Here is a 22,954-nt window from a genome sequence, read left to right as displayed (position 1 = left end):
TACCTTCCTCGAAAGTTGCTCATCGACCCCTAAGTTCTCAAAATATCTTGTGCGTCAAGCACTTACTCATATGTCCAACCCAATCTAATACAAAAAAGCTGATGTTCAAAGAACGTCAGCTTTCCACATACTAAACCTTTTTCAAAACTAAACCTCAAATGAAAACTCTACTCTACGCTTGCGTGAAGCAGAAGAACTTTGCACTAACTTGGCAAAACTCTTCTGATTACTCTACAAAGTTAGGGATTGTCGCCCTCTGGTACTATCGGGCAAAAAACGTAATTTGAGTGGCTAAAGGCTGGAGATGTTTTAGGGGAAATACCCTATGCTGGCCCTATTCTTGGCTGAGCTAGTCCTGAAACCCTACGCGCTTCCGTTCATTGGCTAATTTCCCTCTCAAAATATAAGGCGCATACACAGCCCCAATGAGCAGGTCATCTTTGTAACGTACTGCCGTACTAGCGCCGGAGAGCAGCTCTCCGGTATCAATAAACACTTCTTCTATGTCATATTTTGCGCTTCCCGGCTGCGGGGTGATGCGCAATACCTGCGAGGGCGAGGGCTTGGCTGCGTCCTTGGCGTGTGCAAGGAAAGACAACATCTTGGGATGAGCCGCCACCCATAGCTCTCCTTCGGGCGTAACGTGGATATTGTCCACTCCTGTATTACAATAAATCCGGCTTTTGAAGGACAGCTCCCCTGTAAAGGGCTTGCGGTCGAAGATTAGGATACGCCTGCCGGTCGAAGAGGCTACATAAATCTCTTTGCCATTGGGGCTGACCCCAATCCCGTTGGCGTGTAAGATGCCGCTGGCCGCACGGCTAAAAGACAGCCCGTCGTAATAATACACCGAAGCAAGAGGGAGGCGCAAAAAATCCTCGACCCGGCGCATCCAGCGTGGGTTGCTGGCGTGGTCATTGGTAATATAAAATTGCCTAGGGCCGACGGCAATCACACTGTTGGGATGAATGAGCGCCTCGCTGCGGATGGTTTCGCGGTGTTGTAGCGTTTCCCCATCCCAAGCAAAAATCTCGATACTATGGCTAGGTTGCTCCTCTTGGTAGAGATGATTGACAACGAAGAGATACTGCGTGCCATCGCCGGCTCTATAGAACGACAGGCCCTGTGGGTGAAATTCCCGCTGCATCGTTTCGCTGACCCATTCTGGGCGCGCTTCGGGTGCATTGAGATCCAACACAAAAATCCCTCCCTGTGTCTCGTGTCGTTGGTTGTTGGCGCGGCGGTCATCGCAGGAGATAAAGGCCAAACCCGACTCGTGGTCTATTTCGATATCGCCAGGGCCGGGCTCGGTGACAATTTTGACCAAACTATCCCCCTGAAAGTAGGGTGTGATTTTTTTGAACCCACCGGCATCATAAAGTGTTTGTAAGACCAAATAATTGCCTAGCAACACCAATGCACCAAAGGCATACAGCCATTGTCGATAACGTGATATATTTTGCATACGGGTGGGGTAAGGTATCTTTGAAGTATACAAGATGCGAAATATTTTTGGTTTGCAATATGTATTCAAGCTTAGTTTTAGAGATTACTCCTCAAATTCAACTTTATTACCAGTGTCTCCTATTTTTAGGAGAATCTTGTGAGGTTTCCTAAATACTACCCAAAATGCGTATCTTGCGTGTGCATACTAACCCTTATACATCATGAAAAAACTCCCTTACGGCCTTATCCTCAGCGCGATATTGCTACTGACCAACCCCCTGACAACTATGGCACAACAGTCTATGCCGCCCAAGGCGGCCAAGAAGCCCTTCACAATCACTGCCCACGGCCACGAACGCGTGGATGATTATTACTGGCTGCGTGAGCGCGAGAACCCCGAAGTCATCGCGTATCTTGAAGCCGAAAACGCCTATACCGAAGCCAGTACAAGCAGCTGGAAGCCCCTACAAGAGAAAATCTACCAAGAGATTGTAGACCGTATTGTCCAAAAAGACGAATCTGTCCCCTACAGCCGCGAAGGGTATTTCTTCTACAACCGCTACGAAGAAGGCAAGGAGTATCCTATCTACTGCCGCAAAAAAGGCAGCTTAGAAGCCCCCGAAGAAATTTTGCTTGATGTCAACGTATTGGCCGAAGGGCTTGATTTCTGTGCCGTAGATGGGCTGACCATCAGCGACGATGGCAAAATACTGGCCTATTTTATCGACACTGTAGGCCGTCGACAGTATGTCGTCCGGTTTAAAGACCTGAGCACTGGTGTGCTCCTGCCCGATGAGGTTCCCAACGCTACATCTTTCGCTTGGAGCGCCGACAACCAACACTATTTTGTGGGTACTCAAGATACCGAAACACTGCGCGGCGATAAAATCTGGCGCAATAAGCTGGGGCAAGATTTTGCCAAAGCCAGCCTAGTATTTGACGAAAAAGATGCTACCTTCAATGTACGCGTTGGACGCGGCGCTTCTAAAGAGTATATCTACATCTCTACCAGCACGACCCTCTCCTCAGAAACTCGCTACTTGCCTGCTAACCAACCCTTGGGGGAGTTCAAAGTTTTCTTGCCCCGCGAAGAAAAACACGAATATGCTGTGGCCGATGTTGCCGGTGAGTTTTATATCCATACCAACTGGCAAGCCGAAAACTTCCGTATTATGAAGGCATCTGAGGCCGACAGCCAAAATAAAAATGCTTGGAAGGAAGTCATTGCCCATAACCCTGACATCCTCATTGAGGGGCTAAAGGTCTTCAAAGACTACTTGGTGCTTTCGGTTCGTAAAGATGGTTTTACCAAGCTCGAAATACGCCCTTGGGATACCCAAAAAACGCCTCACTACATCGATATGGGCGAAGAAGCCTGTACCATTTACCGAGGTACCAACTTCGATTTCGATACCGAGGTTTTGCGCATAGGCTATACCTCTATGACCACGCCTTCGTCAGTATATGATTACAATATGCGCACTCGCGAAAAAACCTTGCTCAAGCAACAACAAGTACTGGGTGGCTTTGATGCGTCTGCATATGCTTCGGAAGTGCTCTATGCCAAGGCTGCCGACGGTACGAGCATCCCCATCTCGATTGTATACAAGAAAGGAATGATGCGCAATGGCCAAAACCCTGTTTTGCTTTATGGATATGGCTCTTATGGCGCATCTATGGATCCGGGCTTTGGGCTTTCACGTTTGAGCTTGCTTGACAGAGGGTTTATTTTTGCGATAGCTCATATTCGTGGGGGCTCCGAAATGGGTCGACAGTGGTACGAAAACGGTAAGATGTTCAAAAAAATCAATACTTTTACCGACTTCATTGCCTGTGCTGAGCATCTTATTGCCGAAGAGCTTACCAATCCCCAACGCCTCTTTGCCGAAGGCGGCAGCGCCGGTGGTTTGTTAATGGGCGCTATCATCAATATGCGTCCCGACTTGTTCAAGGGCGTAATTGCTGCTGTGCCGTTTGTAGATGTCGTAACTACGATGCTCGACGAAACCATCCCACTGACTACCTTTGAGTATGACGAATGGGGCAACCCCAACAACAAAGACTCTTATGAGTATATGCTCTCATACTCGCCCTACGACCAAGTAAGCGCGAAAAATTATCCCAATCTCCTCGTTACTACAGGTCTACACGACTCGCAGGTACAGTATTGGGAGCCGGCCAAATGGGTAGCCAAATTGCGCGAACTTAAAACCGACCAAAACCTGCTCTTGCTCAAAACAGATATGAGCGCCGGGCATAGCGGCAAAACAGGCCGTTTCAAATACTATGAAGATACTGCTTTTGACTATACCTTTTTGTTACACCTAGCCGGTATCAAGGAGTAATAAGCTCTTCGGCATTGCACTATATTATAAGCCATCCGATTTTTTGGATGGCTTTTTATGTGTTCTGTGTTTGCAAACCTACCACCTGTGCTGCTAGTGGATATTTTTGGGAAATGTTTGCGCTGAAAGCCCTGTAAGTCCTCAAACCTTGTGAATCTTGGGATAGTCATACGCCATCCTCCCTCTAGCACACTTGGCATTGCGGCTGATAAGTGGTATTTTTAGACCATACAAAACCGCAAAGAGCCTATGCAAGCTATTTTGATCAGACAACCCGGCGATGCAACCCAACTCTACCTTGGGGAGTATGAACGCCCCAAACCCGCTCCCGACGAAGTGTTGGTGCGGGTAGCGGCTACAGCCCTCAACCGCGCCGATATCCTACAGCGCGAAGGCAAATACCCTCCTCCTGCCGGAGCCAGCCCCATACTGGGCTTAGAGGTTGCCGGAGAAGTCGCCGCTATAGGCAGCCAAGTAAGTCAATTCAGCCCCGGCGACCGTGTGTTTGGGTTGCTACCCGGCGGAGCTTATGCACAATATGCCACTATTAAAGCATCGATGGCGCTACCCATTCCCCAAAACTGGAGTTTTGAAGAAGCAGCAGCCATTCCAGAGGTATTTCTGACCGCCTATCAAGCCTTGATGTGGTTGGCCAAACTCCAAGCCGAAGAAACCATACTCATCCACGCCGGAGCCAGCGGGGTAGGTACTGCCGCCATCCAACTAGCCAAGCTCATAGGTGCAAAGGTAGCCGTTACGGCTTCCGCCGCCAAGCACGAAACGTGTCGGCAGCTGGGGGCAGACCTCTGCATCGATTATCACCACCAAGATTTTGTGTACGAAATACGCCAACATCTCCGCCCCTCTGGAGTCGATGTGGTGCTTGATTTTATGGCTGCCGCTTATTTTGAGCATAATTTACAGGTGCTCAATACCGATGGCCGTTTGGTGATGTTGGCACTCTTGGGTGGCCATCGCCTCGGCGAAACCAATCTAGCACCCATATTGAGCAAACGCCTGAGTATTTTGGGCAGCACTTTACGCTCTCGAAGCCTGAGCTACCAAAGCCAGCTCACCACAGATTTTTGGCGGTTCTGCGCCAAAGCTTTTGCCCAAGGCCAATTGCGCCCCGTGATAGACAGTGTCTACCCTTGGCAGCAAGTCCAAGAGGCTCACCAGCGGATGGAGCAGAACCTCAATGTGGGTAAAATAATCCTGAAAGTTGCGCATTGATAAAGGGAAGGAGCTATACCCAATCAAAATTGGTTTGGGAAGTTTATCGGCTAAAAACCTTTGAACAACAAGAAAATCAATCTTGTGAATCCTCCAATCAAGCAGACCTTGGTATAAAAATCATTCTTGATGTTAGCTTTGTATGTTCTTATCCACAAATCAGTCTACTAAACAATGCATCTACTCCGTATTTACTGTTTTTTAGTGTTGGGCTTATTGTTATCGACAAAAGGCCACAGCCAGAACCTAAGCCTCCAAGGCCGCCTCACAGATACCCAAGGTATGGGGCTTCCCTATGCCAATGTGTATGTGCAGGGCAGCAGCCGTGGCGTAACGACCAATGAGCAGGGATTTTACAGCCTAAGCCTTCCGGCAGGCACCCACACAGTGGTCTTTCAATACATTGGCTACCGCGCCGAAACCCGTACGGTTATGCTTCAAGCTGGTAATCAGACCCTGAATGTCAGCCTAGCTGATGAGAGTTTGACCCTCAAGGAAGTTACGGTCAATGCCAAAGACCCTGACCCTGCCTATGCCATTATTCGAGAAGCGCAGCGGCAGCGCAAACGCTACCTACGTGAAGTATCAAGCTACCGCAGTATGGCCTACCTCAAGGGTTTGAATAGGCTTACCAAAGCACCCAAAAAAATACTGGGTGTAGAGCTGGAGCTGGATACGGGAGTTGTATACCTCTCAGAATCGGTTTCGGAGTTGAGTTTCCAACAACCTGACCGTATCAAAGAAGTGATGCTTTCGTCGAAGGTCAGTGGAGATAGCCGGGGGTTTAGCTTCAATCAAGCCTCACAGATGAATTTTAACCTCTATGAGGCCGTCATCGCCAACGATGATTTCAGCCGCCAAGGGCTGGTATCGCCTATTGCCCCTGATGCGATGAGCTATTATGACTATCAGCTCGAAGGAGTCATCCAAGAGGGGGGCTTGCTACTCAATAAAATCCGTATTACGCCCAAGCGCGACCAAGCCCCAGCCTTTCACGGCCACATCTATATCATCGAAGACAGCTGGCGTATCCACAGTACGGATATACATCTCAAAAAAGGCATCATCGATTTTATCGATTCCGTACGGATTCAACAAACCTATATGCCCCTCGACAATGGGCGGGTTTGGGTGTTGGCCTCCCAAAAACTTGACTTCACCTTCAGTGTGTTGGGGATTGTGGGCGACGGCTATTTTGTCTGTCTCTATTCCGACTATGTGTTGGAGCCTATCTGGGAGCGCCGATTTTTCAACAACGAGGTGTTACGGGTAGATGCACAGGCCAACAAACGAGACTCGCTGTATTGGGAAAGCGTTCGGCCTATCCCCTTGACAAGCGAGGAGCAGCGGGACTATTTGCAAAAAGACAGTGTGGAGTTGGTCAAAAAAAGTAAGCCTTATCTCGACTCTGTAGACCGTGCCAACAACAAACTGACCTTCGATAAGGCTCTCAGCACAGGCTACAATTACCAAAATAGCCACAAAGATATTTCTTGGATAGTTCCGGGGCTAAGCTCTTGGGTACAGTTCAATACGGTGGAAGGTTGGTTGGCCGAAGCAGATGTCCAGTTCCGAAAGACGTGGGAAAATAAACAAGTCTTGCGCCTCAACCCTAGGCTGCGCTATAGTTTTGATAGCCCGCTATGGAACGCGTCTTTGGCAGGCTCTTGGGACTTTGCACCCAAATCTTTTGGTCGTCTGTCCCTCGAAGGGGGGCAGTATATCGAGCAACTCAGCCGTGACAACTCCATCGCCCCTTGGGTCAATACCCTCTATACGCTGGCATTGCAAGAAAACTACCTCAAGATTTACCAAAAACAATATCTCAAAGCAAGCTATCGGCAGGAACTGCACAACGGGATTTTGTTCAACACTTCGGTAGAATATGCGCGACGTAATCCATTGGAAAATCTAGAAAACCCTTTTCGGCTGACTTATTTTCGCAACCAGCCCTACAGCCCCAATACACCTCTGAGGCCACAAGGAGAATTGCTTGAAAATGAAGTATTTACCCCTCATAGCGCTTTGGTATGGTCAGCAGGGCTGCGGTTTCGTTTCCGACAAAGCTATCTCAACTATCCTGACCGTAAGTACTTGGGGGATTCTAAATACCCTACCCTCCGTCTGCAATACCGCAAGGGCCTGCCTTGGGCAGATAGTGATGTTGATTATGACTTGGTAATCGTTGGTGCCAACCAAAGCTACCGACTTGGGCGTTTGGGTATGGGGCAATGGGAGGCCGAAGCCGGATGGTTTTGGCGACAGGAGCGTCTCTTTTTTCCAGATTATCGACACTTTTTGGGCAACCAAACGATTTTCCGCAGGCTCAACTTTGGCTTGGGCGATTATCAATTACTGGACTATTATGCCTTCAGTACCGACCGCTATTATCTCAAAGGCCACTGGGAGCACCAGCTCAACGGCTTCTTCCTAAAGGCTATTCCGCTCATCCGCAAGCTGCGCCTGCGTGAGGTCGTCGGCATCAATTACCTCTATACCCCCGACCTTCCACACTACTTCGAAGGCATCATTGGCTTAGCCAATATCTTCAAAGTAATTCGTGTAGATTATGTGCGCAGCTACGAGCAAACCCGCTTTTTGCAGCAAGGCCTACGTGTAGGGATTGGGTTTTAGTGTTGGTAGTTTTCTTTACAGCGGGTACTTTGCCACGAATGTACGAGTGTATTTTATTCGTGTATTCGTGGCCGATTTTGATGCGTTTTATTTTTGCGGGGGCTTTCTCTTTCGGTTGCGGAGCTTTTTGTCGTCTACAGCTTTGTTCAGAAATTCGTTAAGTTGGTCGATGCTATAATTCGACAAAATTTCCCCAAAGCTATTGATTTGAATATCGAGCACATCATCGTTGGGGTCGAAAGGCCGGGTATCTTCCGGCTGTTCCGCCTCAGGGAGTTTGGGTTCTTCCTTACTTTTGGAGTTATTTTTCTTTGGAGTTGCCATACATTTAGGGAGTCAAAGTTACTGCATTACGTCTGAGAAATAGGTAGAGCACAGGGGTTACACCATCTTTTTGTTCGCTAAGGGTAACAAAAGCATCTTGATCAGCACTCCATGCGATACTTTCGCCCTGCGGCTCAGGCATATAAGGGATGCGAAAGGGAGGCTCATTTTTGAGCCATTGTGGGAGGCTGCGGTTGTTGCGGTCTTTATAACAATAGATGTTGTCATAGTCTTTTAGTAGGAGTATGTACCCGTTTACACTGATGTCGGCCCCGACAATTTTATGAAAAGGCAACTCTTGTTCAAAAACCAAGGTATGTTGTTGTTGATTTTTGAAAGGAAGCGGGCAACTATACAGGCGGATACTTTTTTCTCTCTTGGTAAAGAGGTAGAGTTTCTTGTCGATTGGGTCTAGGACAAAAGCCTCTGCATCACGTGCGCCATCGGGGTATGTCAGATGATACCTTTCAATGTTGGCCGCCTTGATGTGCTGCTGGATTAGCTGATTGGTGTTTTTAGGGCCTTGCTCCTCTTCTTCTTCAGGCCGAAGATTTTCGGCTTTGAAAGCTCCTGTATCCCCTTTTTCAAACTTTTGCATTGCTTCATCAAATCGTTTGCGGGCTGCTTCGATTTTGGCCAAGTCCTTCTGAAGTTCTTCGGTCAATGCCTGGGGCTCAGGAAATTCGGTGTTGTTTTTTTTACTAGCTTTAGCCGGCTTGCGGGCGTTTTCCAGCTCTTTTGGGCTAATAAGGGGCACACTGAGTGTTGGTTCTTCGATACGATAAAGCGTAATCTGCTTGTGTTTGGCCGCATTGTCCCCTATTTCGCCTATGTAGAGATAGGATTTGCGGCTAACGGAATCTTGGTAATACCCTAGTTCTTCCCAATCGCGGTTTTTCAACCCTTCTAGTGTAAGGGTAGCTAGGTGTTGAGCCTGCTCATTGATAAGATACAACGCTGCTTCACCGCCGCTGTCGTTGTGTACCCAATAGTAGCCCGGCATCGTTCGGCTGGCGATGATGCCCGATATTTCATCAAGTTTGGGGTTGGCGATTGTCCCCATTGCCTTCTGAGGCTCAAAATAGCTGCTATTGACATATATCGTCTCCTGAGCGCTTGGTTGGCTACAACTTACCAAGAGCGTTATTATCAACACAATAGCCGAGATTTTTTTCATCTTTGAGTCGCGTCTTTGAGTGATGGCGTGTTTAGACCTTATGGGTATAGCCCTGTATTACACCTTTTCGGAAGGAACATTAGGGCGGTGTTCGCAGCTTTGGCGGTTACACTTACCATAAAAAATCAGGGAATGGTGCATAATTTGAAACTCCAACAACTCCCCCACCATACTCTGGATATTCTGGACGCGAGGGTCGCAAAACTCCACCACACGGTGGCAGTCGGTACAGATTAGGTGGTCGTGTTGTTTGTATCCATACGATTTTTCGTATTGCGCGATATTTTGGCCAAACTGATGCTTGGTTACCAAATCACAATCTACAAGAATATCAAGGGTATTGTAGACCGTAGCACGGCTGACGCGGTAGTTTTTGTTTTTCATATTGATATACAAAGACTCTACGTCGAAGTGCCCTCCGCGTTGGTATATTTCTTCCAAAATAGCAAAACGCTCGGGGGTTTTGCGCAGCGCTTTATTTTCGAGATAAGCCGTAAAAATTTTTTTTACTTCTTCGAGAATGTTACGTTCGGTAGTAGGGGGGGTGTGTTCCATAGAAGAGGGTATTTGAGAGCGCCACGCAGCAAAAAAGCTAGCCACTTGACCTCTTGTTGCTGCCAAACAATCGTGCTCTTGTTGGTTTGATTATACCTAATCAACATTGGTTTGGGAAATGTTTGCGCTGAGAGGTCTTGAGAATCAAGAAAATCAAATCGAGCAAGTCCTCAAATCAAATAAATCTTGGTATATTTTTGTACGGCCAAAAGTTAAGAAGCCGTTTTGGACGATGTTGGCTTGGTTCTAAAATATAAGGTTTCGTTGATAAAACAAAAAATCTTGGGGGCTAATTCCCTCAAAGTGGAGGGTGTTTATGAATTTAAAACAAATATCAGTATTCAACTTCAAAAATTACGCATCATTGGCGCTTGTTTTTAGTGCCGATATTAACTGTCTGGTGGGGGAAAACGGCAGCGGTAAGACCAATTTGCTCGATGCCATTCATTATTTGACCTTGACCAAGAGCGCCTTTAATGCCATAGATGGGCAGAATATCCGCCACGAAGAGGAGTTTTTTGTCGTCAAAGGCATTTTTGAGCAACCCCAAGCCCGTCCTACAGAGGTCGCCTGTAGTGTCCAACAAGGGCAGAAAAAAACGTTTTTGGCCAATCAAAAGCCTTATGAGCGTATCAGTGAGCATATTGGTAGATTTCCTGTGGTGATGATTGCCCCACAGGATATGGCTCTCATCCAAGAAGGGAGCGAACAGCGGCGTAGTTTTTTTGACAATATGCTCTGCCAAATCGATGCCGAATACCTAGCGCGACTAATGCGTTACAATTATGCGTTACGCCAACGCAATGCGCTACTCAAGCAGATAGCCGAACAACCCCGCGCTGACCTCACCCTCATAGAGGTCTATGACCAGACGATCTTGCAAGAAGGTGCCATACTCTACGCCCAAAGAGCGGCTTTTGTCGCGGAGTTCGTCCCTATATTTGCCACACATTACCAAACGCTGAGCCTTGGAAAAGAAGATGTCAAGATAGATTATCGCTCTGATTTTGCTGCCCAAGACTATGAAGCACAATACCATAAGGCCTTGCTCAAAGACCGTGTGTTGCAACGCACCACTCAGGGAATACACAAAGATGAGTACCAGCTACTGATGGATGGCTATGCCCTCAAAAAGTTTGGCTCACAGGGGCAGCAAAAATCTTTTTTGATTGCTCTCAAGCTCGCTCAGTTTGACTGTATGGCCGCTGCCAAAGGCCAAAAACCCCTCCTGCTCTTAGATGATATTTTTGATAAACTCGATGATCACCGAATGCAGCAGCTCATCGCGCTGGTAGCCGGCGGGCATTTTGGGCAGATTTTCATTACCGATGCCCGCCCCGAGCGTACCCGAACCCTACTTCAAACTGTAGCCGCCGAAAAACGCCTTTTTACCCTCCAAAAAGGAGCACTAACGGGGCAGGAGATACTGTAAATCAATACGTTATTTGCACTTGTGGATATGACAAGGCCGCCACAAATCGGTATTTTGGTGCAGAAACCCGCCCCCATCTCCTGCCCTAACGGTATTATTGCTAACTTTTTGTATGTTTGCGGCCTATCTGACAAAATAATATGATGGTTCTTTCTACACTGGACTGGTGGGTGTTGGGGGTTTTTGTGTGCTTCTCGGTGGGCTTGGGCGCTTGGTTTGCCCGTAGCGCCGGGCGTGATATCCAAAGTTTTTTCTTGGGCAATCGGAACTTGCCTTGGTGGATTGCCGGCACCTCGATGGTCGCCACGACCTTTGCCGCCGATACCCCATTGCTCATCACCGAACTCGTAGCCAACTACGGCATCAGCGGCAACTGGATTTGGTGGAATGGATTGATTGGGGGGATGCTAACGGTGTTCTTTTTTGCCCGACTCTGGCACAAGGCCGACATCCTGACAGATGTAGAGCTGACCGAGATACGCTATTCGGGGAAGGAAGCCCGCTTTTTGCGCGGTTTCAGGGCACTCTACTTGGGTATTTTTCTCAATGCAGTGATTATTGCTTGGGTCAATGTGGCCTTGGGAGCCATTCTGACCGTTTTTTTTGATATTCCGCCCAAAGAAACGCTCTACTACGTGGCGGGGGCGATGTTGGTCGTAGCGGCTTACTCCAGCCTATCGGGTTTGTTGGGCGTGGCTTTTACAGATTTTTTCCAGTTCTGGATTGCGATGGGTGGAACGATTGTCTTGGCTTTTGTCGTCTTACAATCGCCCGAAGTAGGGGGCATCAGTGGATTACAGGCCAAACTTCCGGCGGCTACATTTCAGTTTTTGCCCCAGCTCAGCTGGAGCAGCACCAGCCTCCAAGAGGGCGCACAGGTATTCAGCATCAGTTTGAGTACTTTTTTGGCCTATGTGGGCTTTCAGTGGTGGGCCAGTTGGTATCCGGGAGCCGAGCCGGGTGGGGGCGGCTATGTAGCCCAGCGGATGATGAGCGCCAAAAGCCCTACCGAAGCCCTCAAGGCTACCCTTTGGTTTCAGATAGCGCACTATGCCGTGCGGCCTTTGCCCTGGGTGTTGGTTGCGTTGGCGGCCATGGTCTTGTACCCCGATTTAGCCCCCGAAGACAAAAAGCTGGGCTATGTAATGGCGATGAAGGACTTCCTCCCTAGTGGGCTGCGGGGGTTGCTGTTGGCGGCCTTTTTGGCGGCATATATGAGTACTATTTCTACCCAGCTCAATTGGGGGACGGGCTACCTCATCAATGATGTTTATGCGCGCTTTATCGCTCCCCAAGCCTCTGCACGGGGCTTGGTATTGGCCTCGCGTTTAGCTACTTTCTTGGTCATGGCTGCCGGGCTGTGGGTTACGGCCCAACTCAGCACAATGGAGCAGGCCTTCAAGCTGATGATTCAGGCCGGAGCCGGGCTTGGCGGGGTGCTTATCCTGCGCTGGTATTGGTGGCGTGTCAATGCTTGGAGTGAAATAGCCGCTACGCTTGCCCCCTTTGTGGGGATATGGCTTAGCAGCTATGTATGGCCGCTGCCCGAGCCTTACGGCTTTTTCTTTACAGTGGCTTTCACTACGGTGGTCTGGTTGTTGGTTACTTATCTTACTCCCCCTACAGATGCGGCGGTTTTACAACAGTTTTATGCCCGCGTGCGCCCCGAAGGCTGGTGGGAACCCATAAGACTACAAACTGGCCTGAGTGCCCAAAAACCCCAATGGCCCTTGCTTTGGAGCGGGTTTTTAGGAGCTATGTTACTGGCCTACAGTCTATTATTTGCTTTAGGGAAATGGATTTTTGCGGCTTATACCGAGGCTTTATGTTATACGCTATTGGCCTTAGTAGGCCTGTGGCTGGTGAGGCGTTGCTTGCAAAAATTGGCGCTGTCCTAAGTACAGCTACAGATTGGCAGCGCAGCCGATGCCAGAAGACAACATTTTTGGTCGTTCGCACCACTGAATAAAGCATTATCACCGACAACAAAAGGATACTTATCGCGGTATAGCCTCGCCGGAGGGTTTTGGTATGGTGACCGCAAGCCGTTGCCAACAACCCCAAGGTACACAAGTACAAACCTGGCACCAACACAGCAGCAAAGCGCTCTAAATCAGAAAAATAGAGTGCATAAGGCTTGATTAAGACCAAGCCCAACACATATATGGCGTGGGTAATGAATAGTAGTTGGTAGCTGCGGGGGGCTGTCTGCCAAGCCCACGCTATCAGGCTTGTCAACCATACCAGCACAAGGCTGGCTCGCAGCCACTCCGGCCAGGCCAGAGGCAGCCACCAACTCCCTAGGTGGGCACTCAAAATAAAGCTGCTTTGGCCAATGGCCTCCACGAAGTCCCAACCCGGCCGGTGTTGATACGAGCCGCTGATACGGTATTGTATCCACCAGCCATAGCCCAAAAGACCAAAGACAAACAAACCCAGCACAGCCTGATAGGTCCAATGTTTCAGTTTGCCTTGATGCCATACCCATACCCCAGCCCCTATGCTCCACCAAATTCCGGCGTGGCGCTGTGCCATCAACAGCATACAGGCAGCTAGAAAAAAGACAACATGCCTTGACTGCCAATGTGCAGGGCTTCGATACAAGTAATAAAAGTTACCCCAGAGGAGTGTAACAAACAAGGCCTCGGACCACAAGAAGCTGTGTATTAGCAAAAAAGGAGTACTCAAGACCAACAACCATACAAACGCTAGGCTGAGATAATAATTTGCCAGCAGTCGGTGCGCCCAGTATCCCCACAGCCCAAGGTTAAGGAGGTACAAGAAGCCCTGTAGCCAAATCACCAAGGAGAGGCGTGTGTTGCCCAACGCCGCCAATACGAGCGGATAAAGCCAGGGGTAATCTCTAAAGGGGCTGCCATCGGCCATTCGGGGAGCTTGGCCGGCGGCTAAATCTTGCGCGGCTTGTAGGTATTGGAGCGAGTCGAAGGTCATCCCCAACCCACACTTACCCGCATACACATAGGCTATCAGACCCACCAACAGTGGCAGGCTATAGGCCAAAAAGCTCGGGACAGTAGTAGGGAAAACCTTAGCGAACAAAAATCAGATTGATTTCTATAGTAGCCCGAATTGGGATAAGAAACCCTTCGGGCTGTATGGTCTGCTCCACACTGGTTTGGAGATGTAGGCGACTTGCGGACAAGCTTATGATCTTCAGCCGGTCGAGTTGTTGGCCTTCAAAAAGCTCTATCGGGACATCCGTCTGAAGCAATATTTGGCGCTCCCGCTCATCTACTTGCCATCTAAATGTAACCGACTCCTGTGGGCTGATAAGCGCGCCCGTGCCGTCATTGTTCAACAATAGATTTAGCGAATCAATAGACTGAGGCTCCAGCAGTTCGTTGATTGCTCCGGCATCTGCCGAAAACTGCGCCAGTTGCGTAATCGATATTCCATTGGCGCTCAGGCCTAGGCGCAGCGTATCGCCTTGCCAGAGGTGCGCCAGTTGTTCTTTGAGTGAGGGGGTGCGGTCTTTGGTGTTACAGCCGGCCAAAAACATCAGCAGTATTGCGCTGTACAACAGCCCATAATATGGCCATCTGTTATTAAAAAATAAAGTAAAAGCTTGCATAAGAGACAAGTTTTTAGACTGATTTAGAGGGCATTAAGGTACTCAAATAAACGGATGAGGTCTTCATCGTTGTTGAAGCTGAGCTTTTCGGCTTTGATAAAGCGTTCAGCCGCCGTTTGCGTTTCACCAGACAAGAGCGCCAATACTTGCTTTTTGTTGGGCTTAAATTTTTGCAACTCCGTTGTATGGATATAATAATAGCTCTGTTCGTCGATTAGCTGGTCATAAGGTCTGTTGGCATTATAAGCCCCCTGATAATCAGCAGGCAGGAGGCGTTTGCCGTGCCTAATGCCGATGGTGTGCGTTCCTGTTACCAAGATTCTCAAATAGGTAGGCCTTAGTTTTTGCCCTTCGAGCATGTAACTTTGGTCAAACTTGCTAAAATAATAGACTTTATTATTCTGCAGAATCTCAAAGCCTTTCACCGCAACCTTGGCGGCCAACACCGAGTCGCCGGCCCTGTTGCGCATTACTAGTTCATCTGCATATCCATCATACTTGACAGTGGTTTGGATGGTGTCTTTGCTCAAAAAAATACGCCCTTCGTACCAAGTGTCGAGCCAATAGGGTGAGCCTTGTATGCCTTGGTAACGGTTGTTGTAGGTGCGGGCTATACCGTTGAGATCACCATTACTGATAGCCTCTAGGTTTTGCTGGCCGTCTATGGTGTTTTCCTGAACAATTTGCGCTGCGAGGTGCTGGCCTAAAATCAGCCAACTCAATAGGGCTATAATCAATGGGATGTGTCTCATAAGTAGGAAGCTTAGGTGTGAGGCATAACGGGTCTAAAAAACGCTTAAAGTTAGTATTTTCTATTGAAAATTCCTTGAAAATTGAGACATCTCCCAAAAAAAACACTGCGAGCGCCAAAGTTATGGGTTTTGTATGCTGTGTAGTGATGCTCAATAGCTCCAGCGCTTTGCCGTGGTGGAAGCCATAAAAAAACCACCCAAGAGATTTGAGTGGCTTCTATCTGTAGTCATACTTATTTTTTTAGTAGCTGTTGTTCAGCATTACTGGCATAATGAGCAGGAGCGTATCCTCATAGTCAGGCTGCTCTTTGGGTTTTACGATGCCAGCCTTACGGGGGGTAGACATTTCCATCGTCATCTCCTTGCAGTCGATATTAGCCAATACATCAGACAAGAGGCGTGCGTTGAAGCCAATCTCCATTTCTTCGCCGTTGTATTCGCAAGCAAGGCGCTCGTTGGCCTCGTTGGCATAATCTTGGTCTTCGGCAAAGATTTGCATCTGTGTTTCTGATACCTTTAGGCGGATTTGGTGGGTAGCTTTGTTGGCATAAATCATTGCTCGTTTGATGGCATTGTAGAAGTCGCCACGCTCAATTTCGAGCTTATTGGGGTTTTCTACAGGGATGGCGTTGCGATAGTCGGGGAAAGTCTCGTCAACGAGGCGGGCTACCAAGTGGTATTGGCCAAAAGAGAAAAAGGCGTTGGAGGTGTCAAACTCAGCGTGTACATCCACATCATTGGGGAGGGCTTTTTCGAGTGTAGCCAATGCTTTTCGGGGCACAATCACGCCAATGGCTTGGCTTGACTGCACATCCTTGCGGGTGTAGCGTACAAGGCGGTGGCCATCGGTAGCGACCAATACCGCCTCTTCGGGGCTGAGGTCAAAATATACCCCTGTCATTGCAGGGCGCAGCTCATCTGTGCTTACGGCAAAGAGCGTATGGTGGAGCGCCTTGCCCAGCACCTCTGAAGGAATTACGAGGCTAGCTTCGCTCTTCTCTGCGCTAGGGATACGCGGGAAGTCTTCGGCACTTTCGCCCGGCAGCTTATAGCGACCGCTGTAAGAAGTGATTTCTACGGCGTGCGTATCAGGGTCTACAGCGAAGGTAATCGGTTGCTCAGGCAGGCTTTTGAGCGTATCAAGCAAAATTTTGGAAGGGACGGCCACACGACCCGTATCCGTAGACTCTACGCTCACACGGGTAGTCATGGATACATTCAGGTCAGAAGCGCTGACTGTCAGCTCATTTTGGTTGAGGTCAAACAGGAAGTTATCCAAAATTGGTACTATCGGATTAGAAGGCACTACGCTACTCAAAGCAGCCAGTTGCTTTTGGAGAACAGCAGAAGAGACGATTAACTTCATATCAGTGGTGGGTTTTCGTATACGGGTAGTCTATGTTACAAAGATACAAACAGAAAGGAGGAGATACAGCCACGCAAAGGCCTGATTTTTCGCCCTATTTTTTACGGAAAAACACTTGAATTGGCACGCCCTCAAAGTCGAAATGCTTGCGGATTTGGTTTTCGAGATAGCGTGCATACGGCTCCTTGATATACTGGGGCAGATTGCAGAAAAAGGCAAACGCCGGGGTAGCCGTCGGCAATTGGGTTACATACTTGATGCGGATGTATTTGCCCTTGGTTGCCGGAGGTGGATAACGCTCTATCTCGGGCAAGAGGGCGTCGTTGAGCGCCGAGGTGGGGATACGCTGGCTGCGAGCTTCGTATACTTCCATCGCCTTTTGGATGCTCTGGAATACGCGTTGCTTGTTGAGCACAGACGTAAACAAAATAGGGACATAGGTCATTGGGGCGATACGTTCATAGATTTCTTTCTTGAACTCATCGGCAGTGCGATGGTCTTTTTCAATCAAATCCCACTTATTGACCATCAATACGATGCCCTTCTTGTTGCGGTCGGCCAGCCCGATGAGGTTTACATCTTGAGAGGCGATACCACGCTCGGCATCTATCATAATGATACAAACGTCTGTGCTTTCGAGCGCACGCAAAGAGCGCATCACGGAATAAAACTCTACGTCTTCGTGTACCTTACTTTTGCGGCGGATACCGGCAGTATCTACCAAGACAAATTCTTGGCCGAAGGCCTTGTATACAGCGTGTACGCTGTCGCGGGTAGTACCGGCGATATTGGTAACAATGCTGCGTTCTTCGCCCAAAAGCAGGTTGACAAACGAGGACTTACCCACATTGGGACGACCTACCACGGCGATATGGGGCAGCTCTAGCGTTTGGGGAATCTCGTCTGGAGAGGGCAACAAACTCACAATCTCGTCGAGCAAGTCACCTGTGCCGGAGCCACTTTGTGCTGCAATGGGGAAAAGCTTATCCCCCAGGCCGAGGGCGTAAAACTCTACTGCCGACTGCTGGGCTTCGTAGTGGTCAGCCTTATTGGCTACAATAATGACCGGCTTGTTGTATTGGCGTACGATATTGGCGAAATCCTTGTCCAAGTCCATCAATCCGGTCGTACAATCGACCATAAACAACACCACATCCGCCTCCTCCATCGCGATGCGTACTTGATTGCGGATGGCATCCTCGAAAGTATCATCAGAGCCAACGACATAGCCGCCCGTGTCTACAAGGGTAAAAAAGTGCCCAGTCCACTGCGCCTGACCATAGATACGGTCGCGGGTAACGCCGCTCTGGTCGTCTATAATCGACTGGCGCTGCTCTATCATGCGGTTAAAAAACGTAGACTTGCCAACGTTGGGGCGGCCTACGATGGCTACAATATTCGACATAAAACAAAGGGGGTATCAACAATGAAAGCGCAAAGATACGAAGCTTTATGATAAAATGTTTTTTTTGTGTACATCTCTTGCCCAACCGATTACCTCTGCTTGTGCAAACTGGCCGTTGGTCGAATAGTATTCTACTTTGATACTGATAAATCAAACTTTTGACGGACAGATTAGGTTTAAATGTGTTGTGATACTGACTGCCACAATGGCAAATATCTCTACAAACTACCTAGCCTATGGGTCCTATCAAGGAAGGCGATGCGCATACCAAGCGTGTTTTCAAAATTCAGCAAATACTCAAACGCCTAGGCCACTACCACGGCACTGTTGATGGCCTCTACGGCCCGCTAACTACTGCTGCCGTACGTACCTTTCAAGAAGTCCAATTTGTAACAGGGCAAGTAGATGCCCATACTTTTGAGGCGCTCTTACAGATTCGCCAAGAATGGGAGCACCCACAAAGTACCACCCTCGACCACAGCCTGACTGCCGAACAGAAGCAAATATTCCTCCAAGAAAAAGGGTATTACTACGGAGCCATTGATGGCGAATATGGGCCTTTTTCGCAAAAAGCAGAAGAAGATTTTTGTAAGGCTCACAGAATAGAAAGCCAAAAAGCATTTATCGAAAAACTACAGCAGCCTGATTACCCAGGTGTAACGCCGGCTTTTTTGCGGGTGGGGCAATATTTTCAGACTGTAAGCGCCAAAAAACAAATTGTCATTCACCATACTGCCGGAAGTGGCTCGGCTTGGAATACCAAGCAGTGGTGGGATATGCACCCTGCCCAAGTAGCGACTGATTTTATCATTGATGCTGACGGCAGCATCCTGCGGGTCATCCCCAAGGGCTACTGGGCTTGGCATTTGGGCGTAGGGCGGATGGATTTGGACTCCCGCGCCATTGGTATCGAGCTTTGCAACTATGGCTTTTTGGTAAAGGCTGGCAATACATACCACAATGACTATGGTGGCATTGTTCCTCCCGAAAGGGTATACACCCTCAAAGAACAATGGAAGGGGCATTGGTATTTTGAAAAATATACCCCCCAACAACTCCAAAGCCTCTACGGTTTGCTCAAGTGTCTGGTTGAAGAATATGGAATCAATTTTGACAAGAACACCTTCCACGATGGTAAAAGCGGAGTTTTTGACTGGAGCCGCGACGCAATGAACGGGCGTGAAGGCATTTATACCCACAACTCTTACCTGCTCTACAAAACGGATGCCTACCCACACCACGAGCTCATAGACCTCTTGCAAGCATTATAACACAAGCATACGGCTGAGTATTTGTATGTGTTATGACCCATCAACGTAGGCGTTTGAAAAAAGCCTGTAAAAGCGCTTTACAGTCCTCTTCTAAAACCCCTGCGATGATTTTGGTTTTAGGGTGCAGCCCCAGCGCTTGGCTTCCAAAGCCGCGCTTTTCGTCGGCAGCGCCATAAATGACAGCGCCAAGCTGAGCCCAATAACAGGCCCCTGCGCACATCACGCAAGGCTCTAGCGTTACATAGAGCGTACACTGTCGTAGGTATTTGGCGCCCAGATGTTGTGCGGCGGCAGTAATGGCCAACATTTCGGCGTGGGCAGTTACGTCTTGCAGGCGCTCGGTTTGGTTATGGGCTTGAGCCACGATGCCCTTGGGCGATAATATGACCGCTCCCACCGGAATCTCTCCAGCTTCGTAGGCCATCTGCGCCTGTTTGAGCGCCAACTGCATATAATATTCGTGGGTAAGTTCGAGCATAGTCGTTTACATTACTTCTGCCGGAGGGATAATCGCCGCCCGCCAAGCCGGCAACACAGTAGCCGCCACATAGGGCACTACCGACAACGCCAAGATAGTCAACCAAGAAGCATAGTCGAGCGTGGGGTGCAAGACATACTGAGGATACAACACGGACCAGCCCATCAGCAGCTGCTTCAGCATAGGTGCGCCAAGCACAAATACATGCCCATAGGCCAACATCATCCCGAGCATTGTGGCTGTAAACGAGAGTACAATTGCCTCCCAAAATTTAACCTGCAGTACATCTGATATTTCCCAACCAATGGCCTTGAGCACGCCCAACTCACGCCGCTCCTCGGCGGTCATTCCGGTAGCCTGTTGCCATATCAAAATCAAAAAAGCTAGGAGTGATAGTAAGGTGCCATACGTAAACAAACCCCCACGCCAACTAAAAAGGGCTGTGTAGGTACTGCGCAGCTCGTCGGCAGTAACAACCCTTATTCCGGCAAATTGTCGGTCTATTTTGCGGCCTATGTTATTGATTTCGTCCGGGTTGTGAATGCTGATGGCTAGGTCTGTAATTTCATCTTCTGCCAAGCCCAACATCTTTCGGGCGCTGTATGGATGGAGCACAATGAGGTCGCGGGTGAGCAAGTCGGCGGCGGCTTCAAAAGCACCTACAATGCGAAAGCTACGAATCTCACCACTATCATCAAAGAGTGTGATATCATCGCCTAGGGCAAGCTCCCTCATTTCGAGCAGCCCCGTGCCCACCCAAGCCGTTTCGGGCTGTAGCCTCTGCCCTTGGGGCAAGGTCTTGAGCAAGCTCAAGCCCTCTGGGGGGAGGGTATCAGCAGCCATGAGGGTAAATACTGCTCCTGTGGGCGAATCGTAATTGTAGCCCCAAAGACGCGGCTGTATCTGGCGCACCCCTCGGATGCCTTGTAGGGAGTCTACCCAGCTTTGCTTCATTGGTACAAGCCGGCCTCCGGCCAGCTGTTGTACCCAAAGCTCAGGCAAATGCCCCAATGCACGGTCGCTCTCTTGTTGGAGCGCATTGACAAAAAACACCACCGACGCATAAAACCCCACCACTAGGGTATATACTCCGATGATGGCCACGACACGCCAAGGCCGCCGCCATAATGATTGAAGCGCATATTGTAAAAAGTACAGCATAGAACAAAGGTACAAAGCCTTTTTGTCTAAAGTTTGTATAGGAGCTGATTTTCTTGAAGCACAAGGATTTTCAGCTCCTCTCCTCAGATACACTGGCTTGGAGAAACCTTATGCCATCAATATGTGTCGCCCATAAGTTAGCCAAAATATGCCGCAAAAGCCTTGGCAATATCTGTAGGACATCGCATCACCTTGCCCGTTTTTTGGTCTACAAAAACGAGTGTTGTGCTTCCGGTATTGAGCAGCACTCCGTCTTGGTTATAGCAGCGGTATTCAAAATCAATTTTGGCACTGGGCATCTGCGCCACCTTGACCTCTAGGCTCAACAAATCATCGTATCGTGCGGCTTGTAGGTATCGGATGTGCATTTCACGGACGGGCAACATCACCCCCGCTGCTTCTAACTCGACATATGGGAACCCCAGCACCCGCAGCGCCTCCGTACGGGCTACTTCGTAGTAGCTAGCATAGTTGCCATAATACACATAGCCCATCTGGTCTGTTTCGGCATATCGTACACGTATCTGGGTTTGATGTATGAACATTGGTTTCAATTTTTTGTAAAAAAACTATACTCCCGTGTAATGAGCACTCGTTTAGGCAGTAACCCTGATCTGTAGCGCTATTGATGCTACAAAGACACGCATTATTTTAGGTTTTTGCAAAAAAGTCGTAACTTGTATTACATACCCATTCTCAAATGAGCAACTTTATGAAACATTTATTAAAAACAACCTTCTTAGCGAGCTTAGCCATCCTGCTAAGCTTTGCTCACAGCTACGCAAACGGCATTACGTTCTTCAAAGGTACTTGGGAACAAGCCTTGGCAGAAGCCAAAAAACAAAACAAACTCTTGTTTGTAGATGCCTACGCCGAGTGGTGTGGCCCCTGCAAAATGATGGACAAAGAAGTGTTTCCTGACAAAGCTGTGGGAGAGTTTTTCAATGCCAACTTTGTGTCTTACAAAATTGATGTAGACGAAGACCGTGGTGGAGAAATTTTCGCAAAATATGGCGGGCAAGCGATGCCTACCTACCTCTTTGTTGATGGAGATGGCACATTGGTTTACAAGCAACTCGGTTCTATGCCTGCGGCTTCATTTATAGAAGTAGGCAAAAAAGCCCTCGAAATGCCCGAATTGAGCAAAAAATACAAAGCAGGCACCCTTAGCGCCGAAGAAAAACTACAATATTGGGTCTTGATGGATGGCGATGAAGCCTACAGTGCGGATGTGATGGCTCATTTTGCCAAGCTCGACAACAAAGCCCTGCTTGAGCCTACCAACTTCAGCCTGATGAAAAGCTATATCAAAGATTCGGACAGCGCTCAATACAAGTACTTCATCCAAAACGCCAGCGCATTCAAAACAGCTTTTGGCGAAGAAACGATGATGTATCTTGAAAGCGTTTTCACCCACGCCTATGAGAACGGCGACAAAGCCAAAACCCTGAGCGTAATAGACGACCTGAAGCTCTTCACTGAGTTTTTGCCCGACGGCTTCAACCTAGAAGAGTTCAAAGAACGCATCAACCAAGAGTTTTAACCAACTCCACTACACAAAATCGCCGGTGTTGCTCTAAAGTACACCGGCTTTTTTTGTGCTAGGCTACAAGCCAGATACCGACCTGTAGACGAAATTTTTCGCCTCTCATTGTCGTTTACCCTCCAAAGAGCCTAACGTATCCGGCATTTGTTGGCAGGCAAAATCAAGCCAACAAAAAAGCCAACTTGTCAGAAGGCCGTACACGTGCATAAAAATTGAAAAGAAAATCGTATCTTTGGA

The 22,954-nt window shown here is 48.7% G+C and carries 18 protein-coding genes; 7 read left to right on the top strand and 11 right to left on the bottom strand.

Annotated elements, in window-relative coordinates; genetic code table 11:
* Positions 1-349 precede the first annotated feature (349 nt).
* Positions 350-1,465, bottom strand: a complete 1,116-nt coding sequence (locus G499_RS0102095; protein ID WP_026998572.1) for a strictosidine synthase family protein — start codon at positions 1,463-1,465, stop codon at positions 350-352.
* Between the two features lie 202 nt (positions 1,466-1,667).
* Here G499_RS0102095 and G499_RS0102090 point away from each other — a divergent pair, with 202 nt between their 5' ends.
* From G499_RS0102090 to G499_RS0102080, 3 genes are all read left to right on the top strand, one after another.
* Entirely contained in the window at positions 1,668-3,791 is a 2,124-nt protein-coding gene (locus G499_RS0102090) for a S9 family peptidase (RefSeq protein ID WP_026998571.1), read from the top strand.
* Between the two features lie 249 nt (positions 3,792-4,040).
* The gene (locus G499_RS0102085) at positions 4,041-5,024 is read left to right on the top strand and encodes an NAD(P)H-quinone oxidoreductase (RefSeq protein WP_026998570.1); all 984 of its coding nucleotides are present in this window, start codon (positions 4,041-4,043) and stop codon (positions 5,022-5,024) included.
* A 174-nt stretch (positions 5,025-5,198) separates the two neighbouring features.
* A complete protein-coding gene (locus G499_RS0102080; RefSeq protein WP_026998569.1) occupies positions 5,199-7,658 on the top strand; it encodes a DUF5686 and carboxypeptidase regulatory-like domain-containing protein in 2,460 nt (819 codons plus the stop codon).
* A gap of 87 nt (positions 7,659-7,745) precedes the next feature.
* Here the strand turns inward: G499_RS0102080 and G499_RS0102075 are convergent, their stop codons facing one another.
* The 3 genes from G499_RS0102075 to G499_RS0102065 are packed head-to-tail and all read right to left on the bottom strand — an operon-like array spanning position 7,746 to position 9,714.
* Positions 7,746-7,982 (bottom strand): hypothetical protein, encoded by a 237-nt coding sequence (locus G499_RS0102075; protein ID WP_026998568.1) that lies wholly within the window; start codon positions 7,980-7,982, stop codon positions 7,746-7,748.
* A gap of 4 nt (positions 7,983-7,986) precedes the next feature.
* On the bottom strand, positions 7,987-9,159 hold the full coding sequence (locus G499_RS20825; protein ID WP_026998567.1) for a hypothetical protein: 1,173 nt from the start codon (positions 9,157-9,159) through the stop codon (positions 7,987-7,989).
* Positions 9,160-9,216: 57 nt separating this feature from the next.
* A complete protein-coding gene (locus tag G499_RS0102065) occupies positions 9,217-9,714 on the bottom strand; it encodes a Fur family transcriptional regulator (RefSeq protein WP_035726257.1) in 498 nt (165 codons plus the stop codon).
* A 316-nt stretch (positions 9,715-10,030) separates the two neighbouring features.
* On the opposite strand from G499_RS0102065, the gene recF reads away from it, so the two are divergent.
* The gene (gene recF / locus G499_RS0102060; RefSeq protein ID WP_026998565.1) at positions 10,031-11,146 is read left to right on the top strand and encodes a DNA replication/repair protein RecF; all 1,116 of its coding nucleotides are present in this window, start codon (positions 10,031-10,033) and stop codon (positions 11,144-11,146) included.
* 140 nt (positions 11,147-11,286) lie between these two features.
* Positions 11,287-13,044 (top strand): sodium:solute symporter family protein, encoded by a 1,758-nt coding sequence (locus G499_RS0102055; protein WP_245576627.1) that lies wholly within the window; start codon positions 11,287-11,289, stop codon positions 13,042-13,044.
* Positions 13,045-14,195: 1,151 nt separating this feature from the next.
* Here the strand turns inward: G499_RS0102055 and G499_RS0102045 are convergent.
* The 4 genes from G499_RS0102045 to der all read right to left on the bottom strand — a co-directional run bounded on the left by G499_RS0102045 (position 14,196) and on the right by der (position 18,261).
* Positions 14,196-14,738 carry a hypothetical protein gene (locus G499_RS0102045; protein ID WP_026998562.1) on the bottom strand — a complete coding sequence of 181 codons (543 nt, stop codon included), beginning with the start codon at positions 14,736-14,738 and terminating at the stop codon, positions 14,196-14,198.
* 23 nt (positions 14,739-14,761) lie between these two features.
* The gene (locus tag G499_RS0102040) at positions 14,762-15,490 is read right to left on the bottom strand and encodes a hypothetical protein (protein ID WP_026998561.1); all 729 of its coding nucleotides are present in this window, start codon (positions 15,488-15,490) and stop codon (positions 14,762-14,764) included.
* A 241-nt stretch (positions 15,491-15,731) separates the two neighbouring features.
* Positions 15,732-16,856, bottom strand: coding sequence for a DNA polymerase III subunit beta (gene dnaN, locus G499_RS0102035; RefSeq protein ID WP_026998560.1), 1,125 nt, complete (start codon positions 16,854-16,856; stop codon positions 15,732-15,734).
* A 94-nt stretch (positions 16,857-16,950) separates the two neighbouring features.
* Positions 16,951-18,261, bottom strand: a complete 1,311-nt coding sequence (der, locus tag G499_RS0102030) for a ribosome biogenesis GTPase Der (protein ID WP_026998559.1) — start codon at positions 18,259-18,261, stop codon at positions 16,951-16,953.
* Positions 18,262-18,497: 236 nt separating this feature from the next.
* On the opposite strand from der, the gene G499_RS0102025 reads away from it, so the two are divergent.
* Positions 18,498-19,532 (top strand): peptidoglycan recognition protein family protein, encoded by a 1,035-nt coding sequence (locus G499_RS0102025; protein ID WP_026998558.1) that lies wholly within the window; start codon positions 18,498-18,500, stop codon positions 19,530-19,532.
* A gap of 40 nt (positions 19,533-19,572) precedes the next feature.
* Here the strand turns inward: G499_RS0102025 and G499_RS0102020 are convergent, their stop codons facing one another.
* The 3 genes from G499_RS0102020 to G499_RS0102010 all read right to left on the bottom strand — a co-directional run bounded on the left by G499_RS0102020 (position 19,573) and on the right by G499_RS0102010 (position 21,716).
* Positions 19,573-20,010, bottom strand: a complete 438-nt coding sequence (locus tag G499_RS0102020; RefSeq protein WP_026998557.1) for a nucleoside deaminase — start codon at positions 20,008-20,010, stop codon at positions 19,573-19,575.
* Positions 20,011-20,016: 6 nt separating this feature from the next.
* Positions 20,017-21,171, bottom strand: a complete 1,155-nt coding sequence (locus G499_RS0102015) for an ABC transporter permease (protein WP_026998556.1) — start codon at positions 21,169-21,171, stop codon at positions 20,017-20,019.
* Positions 21,172-21,308: 137 nt separating this feature from the next.
* Entirely contained in the window at positions 21,309-21,716 is a 408-nt protein-coding gene (locus G499_RS0102010) for an acyl-CoA thioesterase (protein WP_026998555.1), read from the bottom strand.
* A 167-nt stretch (positions 21,717-21,883) separates the two neighbouring features.
* On the opposite strand from G499_RS0102010, the gene G499_RS20820 reads away from it, so the two are divergent.
* On the top strand, positions 21,884-22,714 hold the full coding sequence (locus G499_RS20820) for a thioredoxin family protein (RefSeq protein WP_161627672.1): 831 nt from the start codon (positions 21,884-21,886) through the stop codon (positions 22,712-22,714).
* Positions 22,715-22,954: the final 240 nt, after the last annotated feature.

The sequence above is a fragment of the Eisenibacter elegans DSM 3317 genome (assembly GCF_000430505.1).
GTDB lineage: Bacteria > Bacteroidota > Bacteroidia > Cytophagales > Microscillaceae > Eisenibacter > Eisenibacter elegans.
This window is presented reverse-complemented; position numbering and strand designations above follow the sequence as displayed.